The organism is Streptomyces sp. NPDC038213, from assembly GCF_055600495.1.
In genome coordinates, this window is record NZ_JBVJYM010000016.1 from 1 (window position 1) to 20,219 (window position 20,219).

A 20,219-nucleotide genomic window follows, 5' to 3' on the forward strand; every position below is an offset into this window, starting at 1 on the left:
CCCGCGGAGCGGGTCCCACAGCGCTGCGCGCTGTGCCAGGGAACCGCCTCGCTGCGCTCGGCGGGGCTCGGCTTCGCCGAGCCATAGCCGGGCCTTCGGCCCGGTAGTCCTGCGCTGCGCTCCGGACTGTTCATGGTTCCGCTGCGCTCCACCATGAACTGCTTCCTTCGCAGGCTTGGATGACCCCGTTTCACGGGGTCCGGGCCTTCGGCCCGTTGGGCGGGTCCGCTCCGCTCACCCGCCCGGTCCCTCCGGCTCCGCCTTCAGGACAAGCCCGCTCCGCGGGCGGCTGGCAACGGAACGCGGTGGCGTCTCTGCTGGCTCTTTGCTTGCGGTCTCCTGGGCTGGTCAGGAGCAGGCTGGACGTCCATGTGGCTGTACCGGTGCTAGCGGATGAGGAAGTTCTGGTGCTGTCAGCCCGGTACCGAGCGGCTGGGGGTGCAAGAGATGAGCGGGGTCGACTGCCGGTTCTGCTTCATTATGGGGTTCGGATTGTCTCTGGAATGGAGGGGGTGCATCGCTGGTGCTTCGGATGACCGTGCCGGTGCCAGTCAGTGCAGCTGCGCACGGAGGTGTCAGCCGCCCAGCTTGCTGAAAGCCCAGCGGAGGACTTCCTGGTCGGGGTGGTCCCGGCCTGTCCGTTCGAGTGCGGTCAGGGTGTGAGCGGTCAGGCGGGCCCAGTTCCGGAAGTGGGTCTGTCCAGTAAACGGCTCTGGCTCACATCCGGTGGTGACGGAAAGTAATCGGAGAATGTGCTGGTCGACCTGGCGGATGTCCATCCGGGCTGGCTTCCACTTCTGCCCGCACACCTGGACCGCCGGGCCCTGAACGGCGCGCTGAACTGGGCGTATTGCTGCACGTGACATTCGTCGCCGTGCGTCACCACCGGATGTGAGACAGAGCCGTTCTCTTTACAGTCCCTACCCACCAAGATCTGGAAGCGCTTGGCCCGTAGCCGAAGGCGCTGCGATAGGGTCATCGGTCGGTGGGGCGGGTCCGGTGGCGGCGCCACTCGCTCGGGGTGGTGCCGTAGGCGGTGCGGAAGCGCCGGGTGAAGTGGCTGGAGCTGGTGAAGCCGCACCGGGCCGCCACGGCGGAGACCGGCAGTGCGGCGTGGCGAGGCGTGGCCAGGAGCCGGCATGCCAATTCCAGCCGCTCGGCGATGAGCCACTGCTCGAGCCGGATGCCCGCGCGTGCCAGCACGACGTACAGCTGTCGTTTGGAGACGGCGTGGGCCGCGGCGATGCGGTCGGGCCCGAGGTCGGGGTCGGTGAGGTGGCGGCGTGTGTACGCCATGATCCGGGTCGTCAGGCAGTCGTTCATGGCTTCTCGGACCCGCGTGTCGCCCTCGTGGTGGGCGGCCGAGGTCAGCAGGGCGCGTACGAGGTCGGTCGTGGCGTTGGCGAGAGCGCCGGCTCCGGGGTCCGTTTCGAGGCGGCCCGGATCCTGGAACAGCGAGCGCAGGTGCCCGAGCAGCAGGTCGTGCACGGGGCTGGAGCGAAGCCGTACGGAGGCCCGGGTCACGGTGTCCACCGGCAGGCCGAGGTGCTCCGTGTCGAAGGTGAGGGCCTGTGAGGCGCCGGGTCCGGACCAGCCGTAGGTGCGTGGGGCCAGTTCGTGGAAGACGCAGATGTCCTGCGGTCCGAGAGTGAGCCGGGTGCCCGCCTGTTCGGCGCGGTGGATGCCCTGGGTCTGGAGCGAGACCGACACCACGGGACGGTCGCGGTGGTGGCGCACGTGTCTGGCCGTGCGCCGGACCTGAAGCCCGGAGCTTCGCATGTCGAAGAGGTCCAGGCCGCCCACGCGCCAGCCTTCGATGCGGGCGCTGATCCCGCTCCCGCCCTCCTCGTGGAGGATCTCGTTCGGCACGGAGTTGTCCGTCATCGCGTGGTGGAACGCGTCCGCCCTGTCGCGTGGCGCGAAGTCCTCCAGGTCCAGCAGCAGCACGAACCAGCCCTCCAGCACGGTCTCCGGGTGCGGCGCCCATCCTCCCGGTGACACCGGGAAGCCGGTTGCCCGCCTGTGCAGAGGTCTGCTCCATCCGTGCCCGCACGGTGGCGCGAGCCCTGCGCCGAGGGGCAGCAGGCCGGCACGCACAGGCAACCCGGCGCCTCGTGCGGCCTCTAGCTTCGGACGTGCGCCGCCTGACCCGTGCGGTGTGCACCCTCGATCCGCAGAAAGGTCCGATCCGTGACTGATCACGCATTCATCGCGCCGGTTCTGGAACCCCAGGCCGCCGCCTTCGCCGAAGCGACCGCCACGCCGCCGTTCCTGTACCAGCTGCCGCCGGCCGAGGGCCGCAAGGCCGTCGAGGACGTGCAGTCCGGCGACGTGGAGCTGCCCGAGGTCGACGAGGAGTGGGTGAGCGTCGCGGGCGGGCCGACCGGCGAGGTCCGCGCCAGGATCGTGCGGCCCGCCGGCGCGCGGGGCGCGCTGCCCGTGGTTGTCTTCGTGCACGGCGCCGGCTGGGTCTTCGGCAGCACCCACACCCACGACCGGCTGGTGCGCGAGCTGGCGGTCGGCACCGGCGCCGCGGTGGTGTTCCCCGAGTACGACCTCTCCCCGGAACACCGCTACCCCATTGCCGTGGAGCAGGTCTGGACGGTGGCCCGCTGGGTCGTCACCGACGGCGCCGCGCACGGGCTGGACGCCACCAGGATCGCAGTGGCCGGCGACTCGGTGGGCGGCAACATGAGCACCGTGCTGACCCTGCTCGCCAAGGAGCGCGGCGGCCTCACCCTCGCCCACCAGGTGCTGTTCTACCCGGTCACCGACGCGAGCTTCGACACCGGCTCCTACCGGCAGTTCGCCGAAGGCTACTTCCTCCGGCGCGAGGGCATGCAGTGGTTCTGGGACCAGTACACCACCGACGAGGCGCAGCGCGCGGAGATCACCGCCTCCCCGCTGCGCGCCTCCGTCGAGCAGCTGACCGGCCTTCCGCCGGCGCTGGTGATCACCGCCGAGGCGGATGTGCTGCGCGACGAGGGCGAGGCGTACGCGGCCAAGCTGCGGAAGGCCGGTGTCGAGGTGACCGCCGTCCGCGTCCAGGGCGTCATCCACGACTTCGTCCTGCTCAACGCGCTGCGCGGCACCCAGGGCGCGGAGGTGGCCATCGCGCTGGCCGTCAGCACCCTGCGCAGGGCCCTCGCCACCCGCTGACACCCCCCGGGCGGGCGGGGGAGCCGTGGCCGCCACTGGCCGGGCCCCGGCCGCCGGCCGCGCCCGTCCCAGCCCAACGGAGTGAGCCCATGGACCCACGAGACACCACCCCCGAGGGGCCCGCGGCCCCTATGCGGCCGGCCCAGGGCCGCCACCACGAGCCCGACCTTCGCGGCATGACCCGCATCACCCTGCGCCCCATCGCCTCGCCGATGCCGCTCGGCTTCTACACCGTGGCGATCGCCTCGACGATCGTCGGCTGCCTCCAGCTCGGCCTGTTCGAGGACGGCGCCGAGCGCGCCGTCGCCCTGGCGATCCTTCCCGCGTTCCTGCTGCAACTGCTGGTGGGGTACCTCGCGTTCGGCGCCCGCGACGTCCTGGCGGCGACCTTGATGGCCTGCTTCTCCGGGATGTGGCTGGCCAGCTCGCTGGTCCTGGCCACCCACCCTCCGGGCGGCACCCGGGTACTGGGCGTGCTGAACCTCTGCTTCGCCCTCTTCGCCCTGCTGATGGCCAGCGTCGCCACGCCCAAGCGGGCGCTGTGGCTGGTGCTGTGCACCGCCGTGCCGCGCTTCGCCCTGGCCGCCGCCGCCAACCTGACCGGCGAGCACTGGCTCGCCGACCTCTCCGGCGCGCTCGGCCTGGTGCTGGCCGCCGTCGCCATGTATGCCGCGTTCGCGCTGATGCTGGAGGACATGCGGGGCCAGGAAGTGCTGCCGATCGGCCGCAGCGGCCCCGCCCACCAGGCCGTGCACGGCGACCTGACGGTCCAGCTGCGCAACCTGGAGCGCCACGCCGGCGTCCGCCGCACCCTCTGAACCAGCCGCACCGGCCGAGAACAGCACCCGGCCCGCGCGCACCCCCCTGCCGCGACTCCCCCGAGAGCGAGACCTCCATATGTCCACGATGCCGGTCGGCGGTGTCACCCCCGAACCCGGGACCGCAGGCGGCGCCGACGTCGTCCTGCGCAACGCCAGGATCCACACCGGCGACCCGTCGCGACCCGCCGCCACGGCCCTCGCCGTCCGCGCGGGCCGCATCACCGCGATCGGCGACGACGCCGAGGTGGCCGACCACGTCGGCCCCGCGACCAGGGTCGTCGACGCCCTGGGCCGCCGCGTCGTCCCCGGCCTCAACGACTCGCACCTGCACGTCATCCGCGGCGGCCTCAACTACGTGCTGGAACTGCGCTGGGACGGTGTGACCTCGCTGCGCCAGGCGCTGGCGATGCTGCGCGAGCAGGCCGGACGCACACCCAAGGGGCAGTGGATCCGGGTGGTCGGCGGCTGGTCGGCCGAGCAGTTCGCCGAGCGGCGGATGCCCACTCCGGCCGAACTGAACGAGGCCGCCCCCGATACCCCGGTGTTCGTGCTGCACCTCTACCAGTCCGCGATCCTCAACCGGGCCGCCGTCCACGCCGCGGGCTTCACCCGCGACACCCCGAACCCGCGCGGCGGCCAGATCGTCCGCGACCGAGACGGCCGGCCCAACGGGATGCTGCTGGCGGCGCCGAGCGCACTGATCCTCTACTCCACCCTCGCCGCCGCGCCGACCCTGGACGCGGCGGACCGCAAGGTCTCCACCCGGTACTTCCTGCGCGAGCTGAACCGCTTCGGCCTCACCTCCGCTGTGGACGCCGCCGGCGGCTTCCAGAGCTTCCCCGACAACTACGCCACCGTCATCGAACTGGCCCGCGACCGCGAGCTGACCGTGCGGATCGGCTACCACCTCTTCCCGCAGACCGCCGGGCAGGAGCTCGCCGACCTCACCCGCTGGGTACAGAGCGTGCGGCCCGGCGACGGCGACGAGTGGCTGCGCCTCAACGGTGCCGGGGAGAACCTGACGTGGGCTGCGGCCGACTTCGAGAACTTTGCCGAACCGCGCCCCGAACTCGGATCATACGAGGGCGAGTTCGAGAAGGCTGTGCGGCTTCTGCTGGAGCACGGCTGGGGGTTCCGGCTGCACGCCACCTACGACGAGACCATCCAGCGCGACCTCGCCGTCTTCGACAAGCTCGCCTCAGAGGGCCACTTTCCCGGCGGCAGCCGCTGGCTCTTCGACCACGCCGAAACGGTCACCCCTGCCAGCCTGGAGCGGATCGCCGCACTCGGAGGCGCGATCAGCGTCCAGAACCGCATGTCCTTCCAGGGCCAGGCCTTCACCGACCGCTACGGCCCGCAGGCCGCCGCCCGCACCCCGCCGCTGAAGGAGATGCTCGCCGGCGGCATCCCGCTCGCGGCGGGCACCGACGCCACCCGCGTCTCCTCCTACAACCCGTGGGTCGCGCTGCACTGGCTGGTCACCGGCCGCACCGTCGGCGACCTCGCGCTCTACCCGCCCGACCGGCTGGTCTCCCGCGAGCGCGCCCTGGAGCTGTACACCCGCGGCGGGGCCCGGATCACCGGCGAGGACGACGTCAAGGGCGTCCTCAAGGAGGGCTGGTACGCCGACTTCGCCGTCCTCAGCCACGACTTCCTCACCGTGCCCGTGGAGGACATCGCGCACATCGAAGCGGTCCTGACCGTCGTCGGCGGCCGGATCGTCTACGCCGCCGCCGAACACGAGGGCCTCGACGAAGCCCTCCCGCCCCTCAGCCCCTCCTGGAGCCCCATCGCCCGCTTCGGCGGCTACCAGGCCAGCCCGCCCCCGTCGGCCGGAGCCCGCCAGGCCGACCTCATGACCCAGGCAGTCGCCGAAGGCGAGCAGCACCGGCAGTGGCGGGCCGCCCGCGGCCTCGCCGCACCCCGGCAGCCGCCGGCCGCCCTCGACCCGTGCTTCGGCCCCTGACCCACTCCAGCAGCGGTCCGCCCGCTGTTCGCCCCACCCACCCACCGTTCACCCCGGGAAAGGAACACCCGTGTCGGACTTCAACTTCGACCTCGACGCCGTCACCGCCGCGCCCAGCCGCGACCTGCTGACCCCCGACAACGCGATGATGCTGTTCGTCGACCACCAGCCGCAGATGTTCTTCGGCGCCGGCAGCACCGACCGGGTCGCGGTCATCAACGCCACGGTGGGCCTGGCCAAGGCCGCCAAGGTCTTCGACGTCCCCGTCGTACTGTCCACCGTCGCCGCCGAATCGTTCTCCGGACCGGTCCTGCCGCAGCTGCGCGAGGTGTTCCCCAAGCACGACATAGTCGACCGGACATCCATGAACGCCTGGGAGGACACCGCACTGGTCGAAGCCGTCAGGGCCACCGGCCGCAGCAAGATCATCCTGTCCGGGCTGTGGACCGAGGTCTGCCTCGTGCTGCCCGCCCTCTCCGCCCTCAACCAGGGCTACGAGGTCTACGTCGTCGCCGACGCCTCCGCCGGAGTCACCCCGGCCGCCCACGAGCACGCCATGCAGCGGATGACGGCCGCCGGAGCCGTCCCCGTCACCTGGCTCCAGGTCCTGCTGGAACTCCAGCGCGACTGGGCCCGCACCGAGACCTACGCCGCGACCACCGACGTGGTCAAGGAGCACGGCGGCGCCTACGGGCTGGGCGTGGTCTACGCCCACACCATGATCGACCCGCACGCCGCCGGCTGAGCGACGGGAGTCCGCATCCATGGACACCGGCCTGCTGATCCTCCGCCTGGTGGCGGGCCTGCTGATCGCCGGGCACGGCGTGCAGAAGGTCAGCTTCCACCTCGGCGGGAACGGGCTCGCGGGCGGGACCGAGGAGTTCCGGCACGACGGCTTCCGCGGCGGGGCGCTCACCGCCCTCGCCGCGGGAGCCGGCCAGATCGGCTCCGGCCTCCTGCTCGCCGCCGGAGCCCTCACCCCGCTCGCCGCCGCCGGCGCGATCGGAGTCATGACCGTCGCCCTCACCGTCAAGTGGTCCAACGGCCTCTGGGTACAGAACGACGGCTACGAGTACCCGCTCGTCCTCATCACCACCGCCGCGGCCCTGGCCCTCGCCGGGCCCGGCCGCTTCTCCGCCGACCACGCCCTGGACCTGCTGCCCTGGCCGGCCGCGTGGGCCCTCGCCGCCGTCGCCGCGGGCGCGGCCGCCGGACTGGCAACACGGGCCGTGCTGCACCGCCCCGCCCCGCCCGCCCCAGCGGCATCCTCCCAAGGAGACTACCCCCGATGACCGCCCACTCCGCCCCCACCCGGCGCACCACCCTGGCCGCAGCCGCAGCGGGCGCCGCCGCGCTGACCCTCGGCACGCCCGCCCCAGCCGCCTACGCAGCGGCCAGCGGAAGCGCCGACAGCACCGGGCACGACAATGCCCGGCCTACGATCGTCCTCGTCCACGGTGCGTTCGCCGACGCCGCGAGCTGGAGCCCGGTCACCGAGCGCCTCCAGCACCGCGGTCACCAGGTGATCGCCGCCGCCAACCCGCTGCGCGGACTGGCCCACGACGCCGCCCAGATCGCGGCCCGCCTGGCCGCCGTGCCCGGCCCCGTCATCCTGGTCGGCCACTCCTACGGCGGGGCCGTCATCACGCAGGCCGCCGCGACCGCCCCCAACGTCAAAGCCCTCGTCTACACCGCGGCGTTCATGCCCGACGCCGGGGAAGTCCTCGGCGAGCTCTCCGGCCGCTTCCCCGGCTCCCAGCTCGAACCCGCCCTGACGCCGGTACCCGTACCGGGTCCCGGCGGCGGCACCGGCACCGACCTGTACATCCGGCCCGACCGCTTCCACGACGTCTTCGCGCAAGACGTGCCGAGGTCCGTCACCGCCGCCCTCGCCGCCGGCCAGCGCCCGCTCAACGCGACCGCCTTCTCCGACCGGTGCACGGCGGCCGCATGGCGGACCCTGCCCTCCTGGGTCCTGGTCTCCGGCCGGGACCGGGGGATCGCGCCGGAACTCCAGCGCTTCCAGGCCCGGCGAGCAGGAGCACGAACCAGCGAGGTGCCCGCCTCCCACCTGCCGATGCACAGCAGACCCGACGCCGTCGTCTCGCTGATCCGGGCCGCCGCCCGCACCATCTGATCCCCGCACCGCCACTTCCGCATCCCGCTGAGGAGTCCACCCGTGGCAACCCCGTCCCCCGGCACCCCGTACGCCCGCGACCTCGCGCAGATCGACGCAGCGAACGCCACCGGCCGGATCCCGGCCGTCTTCATCCACGGCCTCTGGCTGCTGCCCACCAGCTGGCAGCGGTGGGCCGCCGTCTTCGAAGAGGCCGGATACGCCCCCGTCCTGGCCGGCTGGCCCGACGACCCCGACACGGTCGCAGACGCCAACGCCCACCCGGAGGTGTTCGCGGGCAAGCGCGTCGGACAGGTCGCCGACCACTTCTGCGACCTCATCGGCAAACTGGACCGCAAGCCCGTCCTCATCGGCCACTCCTTCGGCGGCCTGATCACCCAGATCAGCGCCGGCCGCGGACTGGCACAGGCATCCGTCGCCATCGACCCCGCGCCCTTCCGAGGGGTACTGCCCCTGCCGCTCTCCTCCCTGCGGGCTGCGAGCGCGGTCCTGGGCAACCCGGCCAACTACCACCGCGCGGTCCCCCTGACCTACGAGCAGTTCCGCTACTCCTTCGCCAACGCCGTCAGCGAGGCGGAAGCACGCGAGCTGTACGACACCTTCGCCGTTCCCGCTCCGGGCGAGCCCCTGTTCCAGGCCGCCGCCGCCAACATCAACCCGTGGACCGAGGCCGCTGTGAATACCACGTCCGCCGACCGCGGCCCCCTCCTGATCATCTCCGGGGAGAAGGACCACACCGTCCCCTGGGCCATCGCCAACGCCTCCTACAAGAAGCAGGCCCGCAACAAGCACGCCGTCACTGAGATCACCGAGATCGCCGGCCGGGGGCACTCCCTCACCATCGACCACGGCTGGCACGAGGTGGCCGACACCGCACTCACCTTCCTGCGGCGGTTCACCGCCCCCGGCGCCTAAGCCGACGGCCCACCCACCCAGTGCGCAGCCGATGCGCGCCTGTCCCTGCTGCATGACATGGAGTTCTGCATGCTCACCACGCTCAACACCGACCTGATCAGACGGGGCTTCCGGCGGATCGCCGGCCTCCTCCTCGCATTCGCTCTCTCGGTCGGGATTCTCGGCGCGGCCACGCCCGCCGCTCACGCCGACCCCGACCGGCCGCTCACCGTCGTCGACTGGGACATCACCGGCCTCGAACATGGCGGCCAAGGCCAGCACGACCGCTACTGGAACATGATTGATCAGGTCCACCGGATCAGCGGCCACGACTTCTACCAGGTCCTGGACGAGACCACGACCACCTACAACCAGCTCATCCAGATCCGGGTGAGCCACGCCGGCCAGCACGTCGTCTCCCTCTACTTCTGGGCCAACACCCTCTACCTCGCCGGGTTCTACCAACCCGGGCAACCCAACGGCACCGGAAACCGCCACTACGTCTTCCCCGACGGCTACCCCGACGCCTTCAACCGCGTCCTGGGCGTCCAGGCTCACCGCCTCCCCTGGAACGGCAGCTACGCCAACCTGCCGAGCGGCAGCAGCCGCGACGAGCGGCGGCTCACCCCGCAGAACCTCCAGAATGCAATGCTGACGCTCGGTAACGCGCAGCAGCTCCTCGGCACGGGAGCCGGCCAGAACACCGTCGGTTCTTACCTGGTCGACGTCATTGGCGCGACCGCCGAAGCCGCCCGCTTCGGGCACCTGTTCGACATCATTCGGGGCAACATCAGAAACCGAACGGAAACGCCGATCGGCCGCTTCGGCGCAGCCCTGCAAACAAGCTGGGGACAGATCTCCACCTGGGTGTACCAACGGCTCAACGACCCCACGGGCGGAGGCATCACCATCGGCGGGCCGGGCTACAGCAGGTACTACCTGACGGTCGCGGCCCTCATCAGAGACCTGGGCTACATCCAGCTCAACGGACACAAGCGCCAGCACTGACGCCGTATCCGCGCGCCGGGCAGGGGGCGCCGCCTGCCGGGCTTGTCGGCACACACCACGGGATCTCCGCCGCCGGGTATCGCGACAGCGCAGTGCCCGGCTACGGACAACGCGAGTCCATGGGCCCGGGCCGCGGCGGCCCGGAGCAGCTGGTCGCCGACCGCAACACTCCGGTCTGGCGGGCGCAGCGGAACGTGACGCTCAGCTGCATCGGCCCCGACGACCACCAGCTCTGCCTCAACCGCCCCACCGACGGCGGCCACGCCTGGCAGGCAGGTGATCCACCCGGGTCACGTCCGCCGCCGGGCGGGACCGGAACCAGCGGCCTCTTCCGAGCCCCGCCGACCCCCTGGTCACGGGTTGAGGAGGCACGGGCTATCACCGTTGCCGGCGTGCAGCGCCCTCCAGTCGCCGGGGGTGATTCCGTAAGCCCTCTTGAAGACGCGGCTGAAGTGGGCGGCGTTCGGGAAACCCCACCGGTACCCGACAGCGGCGATCGGCCGGTGCCGGGCCGAGGGCGACGCGAGTTCCGCACGGCTGCGTTCGAGGCGCTGCGACCGGATCCACTCGCCCAGGTGCACACCGTTTCGAGACAGGACCTTGTACAGCTGGCGAAGCGAGACGTGGTGGCAGGCCGCGACACGAGCCGGCGTCAGATCGTGGTCCCCGAGGTGGGCCCGGACGTAGTCCATGATCCGCAGACACAGGATCTCGTCTTCACCCTGGAACGCTGCGCGGTGATCACCGAGCCGGGCCGTGATGAGAGCACGCAGCAACTCGATGCCCGGCCTGCCCGCCGCCTCCAGGCCGTGGGCGGAAGACGCCGCGGCCCGGGCCTGCTGGCGCGCGATCCGCCGCAGGCACGTGGCGGTGAGGTCCGCCAGCGGGTCCCGCCGGCCGAACGGCACCGCGGTCGCCAGCTTCAACAGCCCTTCCGGTAAGGCGAGCTCGGCACGCGGGATCCGGAAGTAGTGCTGATGGATCCCGTCCCTGTTCAGCAGCGTGTAGGGGCGCGTGGTGTCGTACAGCGCCAGGTCGCCGGGCCGCAGAACAGCCTCCCGGCCGTCCTGCACGACCATGCTGCTGCCTGTGACCTGCAGCCCGACGAACACACTCGGCTCCATATCGTCCCGGGCGAGTACGGGGGTACGCCGGACCACGGTGGCATTGGCCCGGACCGAGCAGACAGTCAACGGCCCGACACGGCTGATCACCCCTGACGTGCGGATGAGCCGTGGGTCGGGCTGATGGGTGATCTCCACCCGCACCACACTGCTCCAGATCACCTCGCGAATCGCCTCCGCCCGATCGCCAGGCGCCATGACCGTACTGTCGATCAACATCTGCTCGTCACCTCCCCCTAGCGCCGCTCGATCAGCAGACACCAGGCCAAGTGAAACGGGTGGCGGCACCGGTGACAAGGCAGAACCCGGCTGATCGCTCCAGCGAGATCCCAGCCGGGGATCTCGTGCTTGCCAAGCTTGGCCGCCAAGATGGCCAGTGCGTGCTGGTCCTGACCTTCTCCGCGCGATGGTCAAGAAGTCCGCCGACGCACTCATGTCCGCCGAGGCCGACGCCCTCTGCGGCGCCGAGTACGGGCAGGTCAGCGACGAGCGCGTCAACCACCGCAACGGCTACCGCCCGCGCGAATGGGACACGAGGGCCGGAACCGTCGAACTCGCCGTCCCCACATTGAGGTCCGGCAGCTACTTCCCGCACTGGCTCCTCGAGCGCCGCCGCCGGGCCGAGCAGGCCCTGATCTCCGAGTCCCTCGGCGTCACGCAGCTGTCGAAGTCCCAGGTCAGTGCGATGGCAAAGCACCTGGACGAGCAGGTCGCAGCGTTCCGCAACCGGCCGCTGGACGCCGGCCCGTACGCGTTCGTCTGGGCCGACGCGCTCACGCAGAAGGTCCGCGAAGGCGGCCGCATCGTCAACGTCCACGCGCTGGTCACGGTCGGCGTCAACGCCGACGGCCACCGCGAGATCCTCGGCATCGACGTCGCCACCGCCGAGGACGGCGCCGGCTGGCTCGCCTTCCTCCGCTCGCTGACCGCCCGCGGTCTGGCAGGTGTCCAGCTCGTCGTCTCCGACGCCACGCCGGCCTCGTCGACGCGATCGGAGCCGTCCTGCCCGGGATGGCGTCCCGTGGAGTGGTGTAACGGATCTTGACTGGGAAGTGCGCCGTTTCCGTGCCCTGGCGTGCGTCGACCGCCGGTGAGTACTCCCTGAGAAAAGGGCGGGCCAACGTGCAACTGTCCTTGTTGAACTGCCAGTTCGCTCCAAGGGGTGCCCGGTGGCCTTGTCCCAGCATGACCTCGTCCGCGAGGTCGCCGAACGGCTGCTGCAGGAGCTGATCGAGGCCGAGGCCACCGCGAGGATCGGTGCCGAGTGGGGAGGGCGGGCCGACACTCGCACCGCCTGGCGCAACGGGCACCGGGAGAAGACCGTGACCACCCAGGCCGGCGACCTGGAACTGGCCATTCCGCGACTGCGCTGCCGGGAGCTTCTTCCCCAGCCTGCCTGCTCCAGCGCCGGCGCCGCATCGACCAGGCTCTCTACGCTGTCGTCATGGAGGCCTACGTCCACGGAGTCTCCACCCGCTCCGTCGACGACCTGGTCCACGCGCTCGGCTCGGACACCGGAATGTCCAGGAGCGAGGTCTCCCGGATCTGCGCCGGCCTGGACGAAACAGCTCGACGCGTTTCGGGCCCGGCCCCTCGATCACACCCGGTTCCCCTACGTCTTCCTCGACGCCACCTACCTCAAGGCCCGCGTCGAGCACCAGATCGTCTCCCAGGCGGTGGTCATCGCCACCGGTGTCACCCAGGACGGCGGCCGCGAAGGCCTGGGCGTCATGGTCGGGGACAGCGAGACGGAAGTCTTCTGGACCGCCTGCTGGGGGGCTCCGGTGCGCCAGGGCTCGCCTTCGATCCGCCCGGGGTGATGGCGTGTCGGCGGCGGACGCGGGGCACGGGCGCGCAGGGCCGGGTGGAGAGCAGCTCCCTCCCTCTGCGGGTCGTGCGGGTCCTCCCCCTCGCGCACGGCCCGCCCCCCACCGCCGTATCGCGGCGTCCGAGCGGGCACCGCTCCGGCCGGAACCCGCTCGCTGCTCCGCGCGTTGATTACGCGGGGGCGGTGTTTCAGGCCGGAAACTCGGACTGCGGGTCCTCGGCAGCGCCGTCGCCGCCCGGCACCGCCGCCCGGACGAGCCGGGCGAGGGCGGCACTTGTGGGCCGGACGGCCTCCTACGCGCCTCCGTGCCCGGGGCGGGATGGTCAGCTGGCGTAGGGGCCGCGCACGATGCTGTTGCCGGAGTGGTCGGGTTTGCCGTTGTAGGGCTGGACGGAGACGTCCACGACGGAGTACTCGCGGAGGTCGACGGTGGCGGGCACCGGGAGGGTGGCGCGCCCGTCGGGTCCCAGGACACCCATGGAGATCAGCCTGGTGTGGGTTCTGTCCATGAGCCAGACCTCGAAGTAGCCGGAGTTCTCGGGGAGGCCCTTGACGGTGATGTCCAGTGACCGGCGGCCGCTTCGGTCCGTCAGGCTGGCGTAGCCGGCGGAGCTGGCGCGGAGCGAGTCGAGGCGTTTTCCCTCTCCGGCGGTCTGGACGGCGGACGTGTCCGTGCGGGTCATCCACCACGTGACTGTGCTTCCCGCAGCGGCTCCCAGGAGCGCAGTGCAGGCTGCGAGGGCCACGGCGCTGCGGCCCAGGCGACGCCGCGTCCCGGGCTGCGGGTCAGCGGGCTGGCTCCTGTGTCGCGGACCGCTCGGGCGCTCGGGGGCGTCGTGGAGCTGGAGTTCTGCGGCGATCGAGTCCCACAGTCCCTCCGGCGGATCGAGGAGGGCCTCGTCTGCGGCGGGGGTCGGCAGGGCGGCAGCGATGCGGCGCAGGGCGTCGTAGTCGCGTCGGCAGGTCTGGCAGTCGTGCACGTGGAGTGCGGCTGAGGGGTCGGTGTCCTCCCCGAGTGCCAGCATCGCCAGAACTTCTTCATCGGTGTGCTTCACCGTCCACCTCCAGCCGCTTCTTGAGACGCAGCAGGCCGCGTCGTGTGTGGGTTTTGACCGTCCCGAGGGGCAGTCCGGTGCGCTCGGAGATCTGTGTCTGGGACAGGTCCTCGTAGAAGGCGAGTTTGAGGACGAGTTGCTGCTGTTCGGTGAGGTGTTCCAGTTCCCGCGCCAGGACCACGTAGTCGACGACCGCTTCGGCGGCAGGGGCCGTGTGCCCGGCGGTGCCGGCGGCGTAGGTGAGAGCCTCGAGGTCGCGCTGGTGGCGCGAGCGTCGCCCGAGGGCGTCCGCGACCTTCTTGTGCGCGATGCCCAGCAGCCACGTTTTGAGGGAGCCGCGCTGCGGGTCGAAGGTCGTGCGGCTCTTCCAGGCTCCGACGAACACCTGCTGGGTGACGTCCTTGGCCTCCTCGTCGTCCCCGAGCTTGCGGGATGCGATGGTGTAGACGAGGGCCCCCCACCGGCGGTAGGCCTCTTTGAGGCAGGGTTCGTCGCCTGCGGCGAACCCTGCGGCCAGTTGGTCTTCGGACACCGTGGTCACGGCGGCCACACTAGCCGCAAGGACCTGTGCGCCGCCCCACCTGTTCGTCACTTCGTTACCTCCACCGCGGTGACGACGAGGTTGTTCTGGTAGCCGCCGGCGTCGCGCAGGTAGGGGCCGGCGCAGGTGACCAGGGTCAGGACCGCCGGGCCTTCCCGGTCGAAGGCGCCGGATGCGGCCAGGGAGTGCTTGGCCACGGTGCGACGGGAGGTGATCGCGTAGGCCGCGGTGGAGCCGTCGCGCCGGATCACCAGGATCCGGTCGCCTCGCCGCACGTCGTTGAGACGGGCCAGTACACCCGCCCCGGAGTCCTCGGAGTCGACGTGCCCCACGATCACGGAGGATCCCCGGCCCGCGCCCGGAGCGGGTGAGAAGCGGTACCAGCCGACCCTGTCGGGGCTTTCCGGGACCTGTACCTGTCCGTCCCGGGCCACACCGACGGGGTCGATGGGGGCGCGCACGTCCAGCCTGGGAATGGTCAGTTCACGGGGTACCGCGGCCGTTCCCCCGGCAGCGGGGGGACGGGGGGACCGTGCCCCGGGCAGCGGCTGCGGGAGGGCGACGGACCCGGAAGGGGAGGCCGAGGGGGAGCCGAAATCGCGGGCGCCGGACGTGCCGTCGGCCCGGGCTGTCACCACGACGGCCGCGGCCGTCAGGACGGTGCCGAGAAACGCCGCTGCGAGTCCGGTGAGGAAGCGGTGCCGTGCGCGGGCTGTGCCCATGTCCAGCCTTTCGGGTGCGGGCGCGGTCAGGCGGCGTCGGAGCGTCGTCGCAGGAGGTAGCCGGCGGCGCCCAGGGCGGTGAGGGCGCCGATCGAGAGGGCGCCGGCGGTCAGGCTGGAGTCACCGGAGGCGGACGGTCCGTTCTGCCCGGCGGGGACGCCGTGGGGAGCGGAGTGCAGACCCGTGACGGTCTGGGTCTTGAGTGCGAGGTTCTTGTCGGCCGCGCTGCCCCAGGCGTAGATGATCGTGTTGCTGCCTTCGGCGAGGTCGAGGCCGGCCGGGCCGATGGCCACGGTGTCGGTACCGGCGAGGACGACGTCGGCCGACAGCGTGCCGGCCGCAACCTCGGCCTTGGCCTCGTCCGGGTTCGCAAGGTTCTTGAACACGGGGCTGCCGCCGGCGCGGATGTCGACGGCCGGCGCCGCAGCCACGTGACGGACGGTCAGTCGGGCTTTGCCGGCGGGTACCTTCGCGGTGTCGTTCACGAAGGCGTCGAGTGCGGGCTTGCCGTCGGCCGACAGGTGCGCGACGAGCGTCGCGTTGGCCCCGGCGGGCACGTCGACCTTCTTCTGGAGGGCGGGTGTGCCCTCGGGGCCCTCGCCGTCCTTGAAGATCTTGATGTCGTAGGAACCCGGGTCCAGCTTGAGGGGGTCGGTGAGCGTGCCGGGCGTGAAGTCGGCCAGCAGTTCCTTGCCGTCCGCGTACACGTCGACGGTGAGGCCCGGTACGGCATGCAGCACGGAAACCGTGGCCTGGCCGTCGGCCGCCTGCGGCTGGGCGTGCGCGGCAGCCCCGGCTGTGACGGCCAGCACGACAGCCGTGCCGACGGCGAGCGCGGCACCGGCAGAACGAACGTTCATTTGAGTCATCCCATCGTCCAGTCGAGAGGGTCGGTCTCGAAACCCTGTGTGCGGACAGGCATTCCGCGGGTTGGGGCCGATCGGTTTCACCCCGGCGGCTTCTTTCGTCCGAAGCCGCTGCGTGGACGCCGCCGCACGGCACGGGGCGGCCGCACCCGGGGCGGGACCGGGAGCTGCGGCGACTCACAGCCGTGCGGGGGCCGTTTCGGCGGTGGCCGGGCAGGCGGCGGTCAGGGCCCGTGCCAGGTCTGCGACGCGTAGCGGACGGCCACGGCTTCCGTGCTGCACGTGCCAGGACCAGGAGTTGCCTGTGGTTGCGTGGTTGCGTCCTGGGAAGTGGTGAACGGATAGGACCTGATCCCGGGGTTTGCTCCGGCATCGGGCTGACGCCCGCATAGAGAACCCAGAGCCCGAGTTTTGGAGTCGCCGGGGTTCTCGCCACGGGAGCATCGGGATGCTCCTGGTGAAAGGGCCTGGTCATGCCGCAGATGTCGAAGATCGAGCTGTACGCTGCGATCCGTCGCGACCATCGCGGCAGTATGAAGATCCGGGAGATCGAGCGCAAGTACAACGCGTCGTGGCGGACGGTTCGCAAGGCTGTCGACTCGGTCTGGCCGGAGCCGAGGAAGCAGCTGCCGCCGCGGCCGACTGCCTTGGATCCGTACAAGTCGGTGATCGACGGGATGCTCCGGGCGGCTCCGCCGGGCCGCGCGGGCGGGCATAACCCGTCATCGACAGCAGCGAGGACTGGCGGCTGCCGTGCCCTTCACCCGGTCATGCCCTGTGCCTCCACTTGTCGTGCTGCAGGATCACCCAGTAGGGAATGCAGCTGATGACGATGACGGCGCGTGTGATGCAGGCCGGCAAGTCTTCCTCTTCCGTCGGTCTTCCTCTTCGTGCCGCTGTGCGGCACGTGACGTAAAAGATCATGGTAGGGGACGGGGCGGACGTCCTCGGCCTTTCGGTTGAGATCGGGAGGACGGGCCTTATCGGACATCCGCTTGATCCGCAGCACACCAGGGGACCGGAATGACAAGGCCGGCAAGCTCTCCGCCACGCGCCAGTACGGTCTGCCCGACGGCTCCACCGTCGTGCGCACGGCGAGCGAAGGCGACGGCACCAGCGGCCGCGGCACGCAGGACATCGTGCTCGCCGACCACCACGGCACCGGACAGACCACCTTCGGCCTGGACACCGCCGGGGCCCCGGTCACCCGCCGCATGCTCAAGCCGTTCGGCCAGGTGCGCGGCGAAGGCGGGCCCACCGCGCTGCCGGGCAAGCGCGGCTGCGTCGGCGGCCGGGAGAACGAGGACACCGGGCTCACCCAGCTCGGGGCCCGCGAGTACGACCCGGGAGCCGGCCGGTTCACCAGCGTCGATCCGGTCATCGACTTCGGCAACCCGCAGCAGATGAACCCGTACGCCTACGCCAACAACGCGCCCGCGACGGAGGAGGACGCGAACGGCCTGTTCTTCCCCGCCCTGGTCGTCGGAGCGGTCTGGGCCTACCGCGGCTACAAGGCCTACAAGGCCGTCAAGAAGATCAAGAAGGCCGTCAAGCCGAAGCAGGCGAAGAAGCCCGCGAAGACAGCCGCCAAGCCCGCGGCCAAGAAGCGCGCGACGGTCAAGCGGGCCCAGACGGTGCGCAAGGCCACCCAGAAGAAGGCCCAGCGCGTCACCCGCAAGGCCAAGCCCCGCACCGCAGCGAAGTCCGCACCGAAGCGGTCCGCCAAGTACCGCTCCGTCAGCAAGCAGCGCCCGAAGGCGAGCCCGCACCCCCGGAGCCGCCCGAAGGCCACTCCCAAGCCGAGGCAGGCGCGCCCCCAGGCGAGCCGGGGCGGCAGCCGGAACGCCGGGGGCAAGGGCCAGAACGCGGGCTCCAAGGCCCGCGAACTGAAGTCCGAGCTGAAGGACCAGGCCCAGGACTCGGTCGTCGAGGCCGTGCAGGAGCAGGCCACGCAGTGCGGCTCCGGCTGCACTGCCGCCGACGGCCCCCAGCTCAACGCCCAGCTCGTGGGCGAGGAGCTGTCGGGCGCGGACGGCCACGCCTTCGACAAGCACGTGCTGAAGCAGGGCGAGTCCCCGGGCATCAGGACCCGCAAGCAGTTCGCCGCGATGATCGAGGGGTGGTCCTGTTCGGCGACTGCCGCGTCGCGGGCAACGGGCGCAGCGCCTACTGGCGCAGGGGTGTCATCGTATCCGGAACCCGAAATCCCGGGATGGCGGTACCGTTTTCGCCCCCAAGGGGGGATATGGGCACTTCACGGAGAACTTCCGTGAGGAATAGAGAAAGGAAACCCGCCATGCAGGTGGAGGACAACGGACCCGAGATCAACGTCACCATGTCCCGGGAAGAGTTCTTCCTCGTGGTCTCGCTCATGAGCGAGGCACTGGAGACCGCCGACGAAGTGGACTTCGAAACGCGCACCGGCGCGTCGACGGAGGAGGTCCGGGCCCTGCTCGCCAGCATCCCCGAACTTCCGCTGAACAGCCGCAGCTGAACCCTGCGGTAGCGCCGTTCCCGACCCGGCTGTCCCACCCCGCAAGCGTGGGGACAGCCGGGCCGGGCCCCTCCCGGGCGGCTTTGCGGTTGACGGCCGCACGAAAGGAGTTGGTCCGCGAGGCACTCATGTTCCATGCGGATCGTCTTGATGGGGATGCTGCTTCAATCGTGCGCCTCGGTGTCGATCGCCTAAGCGCTGCACGGGTGATGGTGAAATTCGCCGGGCCCGATGCGGAGTTCCGGCTGGATGAGATTCACGTACTGTTTTGGGCATTGGTCTCAGCTCCGGTCATGATCCCTTCTGAAGAGGTGCTCCACGAAAGGAATTCGTTCCGATGGCGGAACTCGTCGCGTTCGAGGACCTTGCCCAGGTCGAGGTCCTGCTCCGCGCGCGCATGGAGTTCAAGTTCGAGACGCCGGACGTCGAGGGGGTGCTCCTCGGGAGCCCCGTCTACGCGGCGGCGCTGGCCCGGCTGCGCGAGGCGCTGCGTACGGGACCCCTCCAGGGCAGGGTGAAGGCGCACGACGGGTGGTACCGGCTGGCCGCGCACCCGCACCGGTGGGCCGTGCTCGCCGAGCAGGCCGCAGCCCACCCCCGCTGGCACGGCCTCACCGGGGCCGAAGCCGCAGCACTTCGCGGGTCTTCTTTAGGTAGTCGCCCGCGTGCGCCTGGTACCGGAAGTCCGGCTGCGTCAGCAGCGGCAGCTGCCGGGTGTGCCCGTCGGCGAACGGCACGACCTCGCGCAGGCCGATCCGCTCCTTGGCGTAGTCCTGGTTCGCCTGGATCAGGTGCACCGGGCGCGGGATGCTCCCGATCGGCTCGGTCGGCAACGAGACCTCGCCGCGGCCCCGGGCCGCGTCCGCCTGCCGCACCTGTGCGGCCGCGCTCCAGGTCCCGGCCCGGCCGATGACCGCCCCGGCCCCACGGCGGCGAACCCGGCGGACTTCAGAAACCCGCGCCGACCACTGCCACCACCGGCGGAACCCGGCTTCCCTTCCTTGAACGTGCCCACTGTCTGCTCCTTCGCAGAGATCCAGACGACCCCCGCTGCGGGGGTCGAAACGGGAACGCGTGCAGGAAACTGCGTTCAATGGAAGGTGAGTTGACGTCTATATCCGGTGTGGACAACTGGCTTGGATCATGGGGGGCCTGGCCGATATCCATACGGCAACCGCTGCGAAGGGGCGGGCGACGCCCCGGCGCTGCCGTTGCCGCGTCCCGGACGCTCAGCTGATCCAGTGCCGCCAGCGCGCGAGAGGCGGTGCGCAGGCCCCACTGTCCACCTGCGCCCAGTAGGTGCGCTCCGCGAGCTCGTCCGCGGTCCACCGCTTCCCGTTCTCGTCGGGCCGGGGGTCACCGCTGCCGTCGACGAGGTACCCGACGGCGAACCTGCACTCGGGGCGCACGGTCTGGGTGGCGAACCAGCCGCCGCCGGCCAGACACGCAGCAGCGCAGCACAGGGCCAGCACGCGGGCGTTGATCCGTCTCATGAGGGCGCATCGTACATACGTCCGCCCGCCGCCCCCGCGAGGCCCCGGCGCGCCCGCCCGGGCGGGCGTCGGGCCGTGTCGGTGGCCGGTGGTAGACAAGTGACTTCGACC

The 20,219-nt window shown here is 71.2% G+C and carries 18 protein-coding genes and 2 pseudogenes; 12 read left to right on the forward strand and 8 right to left on the reverse strand.

The genetic code is table 11. The features are described 5' to 3' along the window. Positions 1-975: 975 nt before the first annotated feature. On the reverse strand, positions 976-2,001 hold the full coding sequence (locus tag ACZ7JZ_RS21665; protein WP_470941578.1) for an AraC-like ligand-binding domain-containing protein: 1,026 nt from the start codon (positions 1,999-2,001) through the stop codon (positions 976-978). 189 nt (positions 2,002-2,190) lie between these two features. On the opposite strand from ACZ7JZ_RS21665, the gene ACZ7JZ_RS21670 reads away from it, so the two are divergent. The 8 genes from ACZ7JZ_RS21670 to ACZ7JZ_RS21705 all read left to right on the forward strand — a co-directional run bounded on the left by ACZ7JZ_RS21670 (position 2,191) and on the right by ACZ7JZ_RS21705 (position 9,985). After that, entirely contained in the window at positions 2,191-3,159 is a 969-nt protein-coding gene (locus ACZ7JZ_RS21670) for an alpha/beta hydrolase (RefSeq protein WP_470941580.1), read from the forward strand. Between the two features lie 89 nt (positions 3,160-3,248). Further along, positions 3,249-3,977 (forward strand): GPR1/FUN34/YaaH family transporter, encoded by a 729-nt coding sequence (locus tag ACZ7JZ_RS21675; RefSeq protein WP_470941582.1) that lies wholly within the window; start codon positions 3,249-3,251, stop codon positions 3,975-3,977. Positions 3,978-4,056: 79 nt separating this feature from the next. Continuing rightward, positions 4,057-5,946 carry an amidohydrolase gene (locus tag ACZ7JZ_RS21680; protein WP_470941586.1) on the forward strand — a complete coding sequence of 630 codons (1,890 nt, stop codon included), beginning with the start codon at positions 4,057-4,059 and terminating at the stop codon, positions 5,944-5,946. A 145-nt stretch (positions 5,947-6,091) separates the two neighbouring features. Next, positions 6,092-6,691: a hydrolase gene (locus ACZ7JZ_RS21685; protein ID WP_470941870.1), complete on the forward strand. Its 600-nt coding sequence runs from the start codon at positions 6,092-6,094 to the stop codon at positions 6,689-6,691. Positions 6,692-6,710: 19 nt separating this feature from the next. Next, entirely contained in the window at positions 6,711-7,238 is a 528-nt protein-coding gene (locus ACZ7JZ_RS21690) for a DoxX family protein (RefSeq protein ID WP_470941588.1), read from the forward strand. Further along, a complete protein-coding gene (locus ACZ7JZ_RS21695) occupies positions 7,235-8,083 on the forward strand; it encodes an alpha/beta fold hydrolase (RefSeq protein WP_470941589.1) in 849 nt (282 codons plus the stop codon). The genes ACZ7JZ_RS21690 and ACZ7JZ_RS21695 overlap by 4 nt, the downstream gene beginning before the upstream one ends. 42 nt (positions 8,084-8,125) lie before the next feature. Then, entirely contained in the window at positions 8,126-8,998 is an 873-nt protein-coding gene (locus ACZ7JZ_RS21700; protein WP_470941591.1) for an alpha/beta hydrolase, read from the forward strand. A gap of 69 nt (positions 8,999-9,067) precedes the next feature. Further along, entirely contained in the window at positions 9,068-9,985 is a 918-nt protein-coding gene (locus tag ACZ7JZ_RS21705) for a ribosome-inactivating family protein (RefSeq protein WP_470941593.1), read from the forward strand. A gap of 353 nt (positions 9,986-10,338) precedes the next feature. Here ACZ7JZ_RS21705 and ACZ7JZ_RS21710 read toward each other — a convergent pair whose 3' ends face one another. Then, positions 10,339-11,328 carry an AraC-like ligand-binding domain-containing protein gene (locus ACZ7JZ_RS21710; RefSeq protein ID WP_470941595.1) on the reverse strand — a complete coding sequence of 330 codons (990 nt, stop codon included), beginning with the start codon at positions 11,326-11,328 and terminating at the stop codon, positions 10,339-10,341. Between the two features lie 157 nt (positions 11,329-11,485). Here ACZ7JZ_RS21710 and ACZ7JZ_RS21715 point away from each other — a divergent pair. Both ACZ7JZ_RS21715 and ACZ7JZ_RS21720 read left to right on the forward strand, forming a co-directional pair. Continuing rightward, a pseudogene (locus ACZ7JZ_RS21715) lies at positions 11,486-12,120 on the forward strand (transposase); the annotation flags it as partial. A 158-nt stretch (positions 12,121-12,278) separates the two neighbouring features. Then, positions 12,279-12,872 (forward strand): annotated as a pseudogene (locus ACZ7JZ_RS21720) (IS256 family transposase); the annotation flags it as partial. A gap of 388 nt (positions 12,873-13,260) precedes the next feature. Here ACZ7JZ_RS21720 and ACZ7JZ_RS21725 read toward each other — a convergent pair. From ACZ7JZ_RS21725 to ACZ7JZ_RS21740, 4 genes are read right to left on the reverse strand one after another with little or no spacing between them, the layout of a single operon-like run. Then, entirely contained in the window at positions 13,261-13,962 is a 702-nt protein-coding gene (locus ACZ7JZ_RS21725) for an anti-sigma factor (RefSeq protein ID WP_470941597.1), read from the reverse strand. Between the two features lie 13 nt (positions 13,963-13,975). Beyond that, positions 13,976-14,533, reverse strand: coding sequence for a sigma-70 family RNA polymerase sigma factor (locus tag ACZ7JZ_RS21730; protein WP_470941599.1), 558 nt, complete (start codon positions 14,531-14,533; stop codon positions 13,976-13,978). Between the two features lie 47 nt (positions 14,534-14,580). Further along, a complete protein-coding gene (locus tag ACZ7JZ_RS21735; RefSeq protein ID WP_470941601.1) occupies positions 14,581-15,255 on the reverse strand; it encodes a class F sortase in 675 nt (224 codons plus the stop codon). Positions 15,256-15,281: 26 nt separating this feature from the next. Further along, entirely contained in the window at positions 15,282-16,124 is an 843-nt protein-coding gene (locus ACZ7JZ_RS21740) for a DUF4397 domain-containing protein (protein ID WP_470941603.1), read from the reverse strand. A gap of 992 nt (positions 16,125-17,116) precedes the next feature. Between ACZ7JZ_RS21740 and ACZ7JZ_RS21745 the strand changes: the two genes are divergently transcribed. Then, positions 17,117-18,394: an RHS repeat domain-containing protein gene (locus ACZ7JZ_RS21745; RefSeq protein WP_470941605.1), complete on the forward strand. Its 1,278-nt coding sequence runs from the start codon at positions 17,117-17,119 to the stop codon at positions 18,392-18,394. A 23-nt stretch (positions 18,395-18,417) separates the two neighbouring features. Further along, on the forward strand, positions 18,418-18,615 hold the full coding sequence (locus ACZ7JZ_RS21750; RefSeq protein ID WP_470941607.1) for a hypothetical protein: 198 nt from the start codon (positions 18,418-18,420) through the stop codon (positions 18,613-18,615). A gap of 611 nt (positions 18,616-19,226) precedes the next feature. Here ACZ7JZ_RS21750 and ACZ7JZ_RS21755 read toward each other — a convergent pair. Both ACZ7JZ_RS21755 and ACZ7JZ_RS21760 read right to left on the reverse strand, forming a co-directional pair. Beyond that, positions 19,227-19,490, reverse strand: coding sequence for a hypothetical protein (locus ACZ7JZ_RS21755; RefSeq protein WP_470941609.1), 264 nt, complete (start codon positions 19,488-19,490; stop codon positions 19,227-19,229). 354 nt (positions 19,491-19,844) lie between these two features. Then, the gene (locus ACZ7JZ_RS21760; protein ID WP_470941611.1) at positions 19,845-20,108 is read right to left on the reverse strand and encodes a hypothetical protein; all 264 of its coding nucleotides are present in this window, start codon (positions 20,106-20,108) and stop codon (positions 19,845-19,847) included. Between the last annotated feature and the right edge of the window lie 111 nt (positions 20,109-20,219).

Bases quoted from the DNA above. Each gene is read 5' to 3' on its own strand.
- ACZ7JZ_RS21675 (WP_470941582.1), top strand. From the start codon at position 3,249: ATGGACCCACGAGACACCACCCCCGAGGGGCCCGCGGCCCCTATGCGG.
- ACZ7JZ_RS21680 (WP_470941586.1), top strand. From the start codon at position 4,057: ATGTCCACGATGCCGGTCGGCGGTGTCACCCCCGAACCCGGGACCGCA.
- ACZ7JZ_RS21685 (WP_470941870.1), top strand. From the start codon at position 6,092: ATGATGCTGTTCGTCGACCACCAGCCGCAGATGTTCTTCGGCGCCGGC.
- ACZ7JZ_RS21690 (WP_470941588.1), top strand. From the start codon at position 6,711: ATGGACACCGGCCTGCTGATCCTCCGCCTGGTGGCGGGCCTGCTGATC.
- ACZ7JZ_RS21695 (WP_470941589.1), top strand. From the start codon at position 7,235: ATGACCGCCCACTCCGCCCCCACCCGGCGCACCACCCTGGCCGCAGCC.
- ACZ7JZ_RS21705 (WP_470941593.1), top strand. From the start codon at position 9,068: ATGCTCACCACGCTCAACACCGACCTGATCAGACGGGGCTTCCGGCGG.
- ACZ7JZ_RS21710 (WP_470941595.1), bottom strand. From the start codon at position 11,328: ATGTTGATCGACAGTACGGTCATGGCGCCTGGCGATCGGGCGGAGGCG.
- ACZ7JZ_RS21725 (WP_470941597.1), bottom strand. From the start codon at position 13,962: ATGCTGGCACTCGGGGAGGACACCGACCCCTCAGCCGCACTCCACGTG.
- ACZ7JZ_RS21735 (WP_470941601.1), bottom strand. From the start codon at position 15,255: ATGGGCACAGCCCGCGCACGGCACCGCTTCCTCACCGGACTCGCAGCG.
- ACZ7JZ_RS21740 (WP_470941603.1), bottom strand. From the start codon at position 16,124: ATGACTCAAATGAACGTTCGTTCTGCCGGTGCCGCGCTCGCCGTCGGC.
- ACZ7JZ_RS21750 (WP_470941607.1), top strand. From the start codon at position 18,418: ATGCAGGTGGAGGACAACGGACCCGAGATCAACGTCACCATGTCCCGG.
- ACZ7JZ_RS21760 (WP_470941611.1), bottom strand. From the start codon at position 20,108: ATGAGACGGATCAACGCCCGCGTGCTGGCCCTGTGCTGCGCTGCTGCG.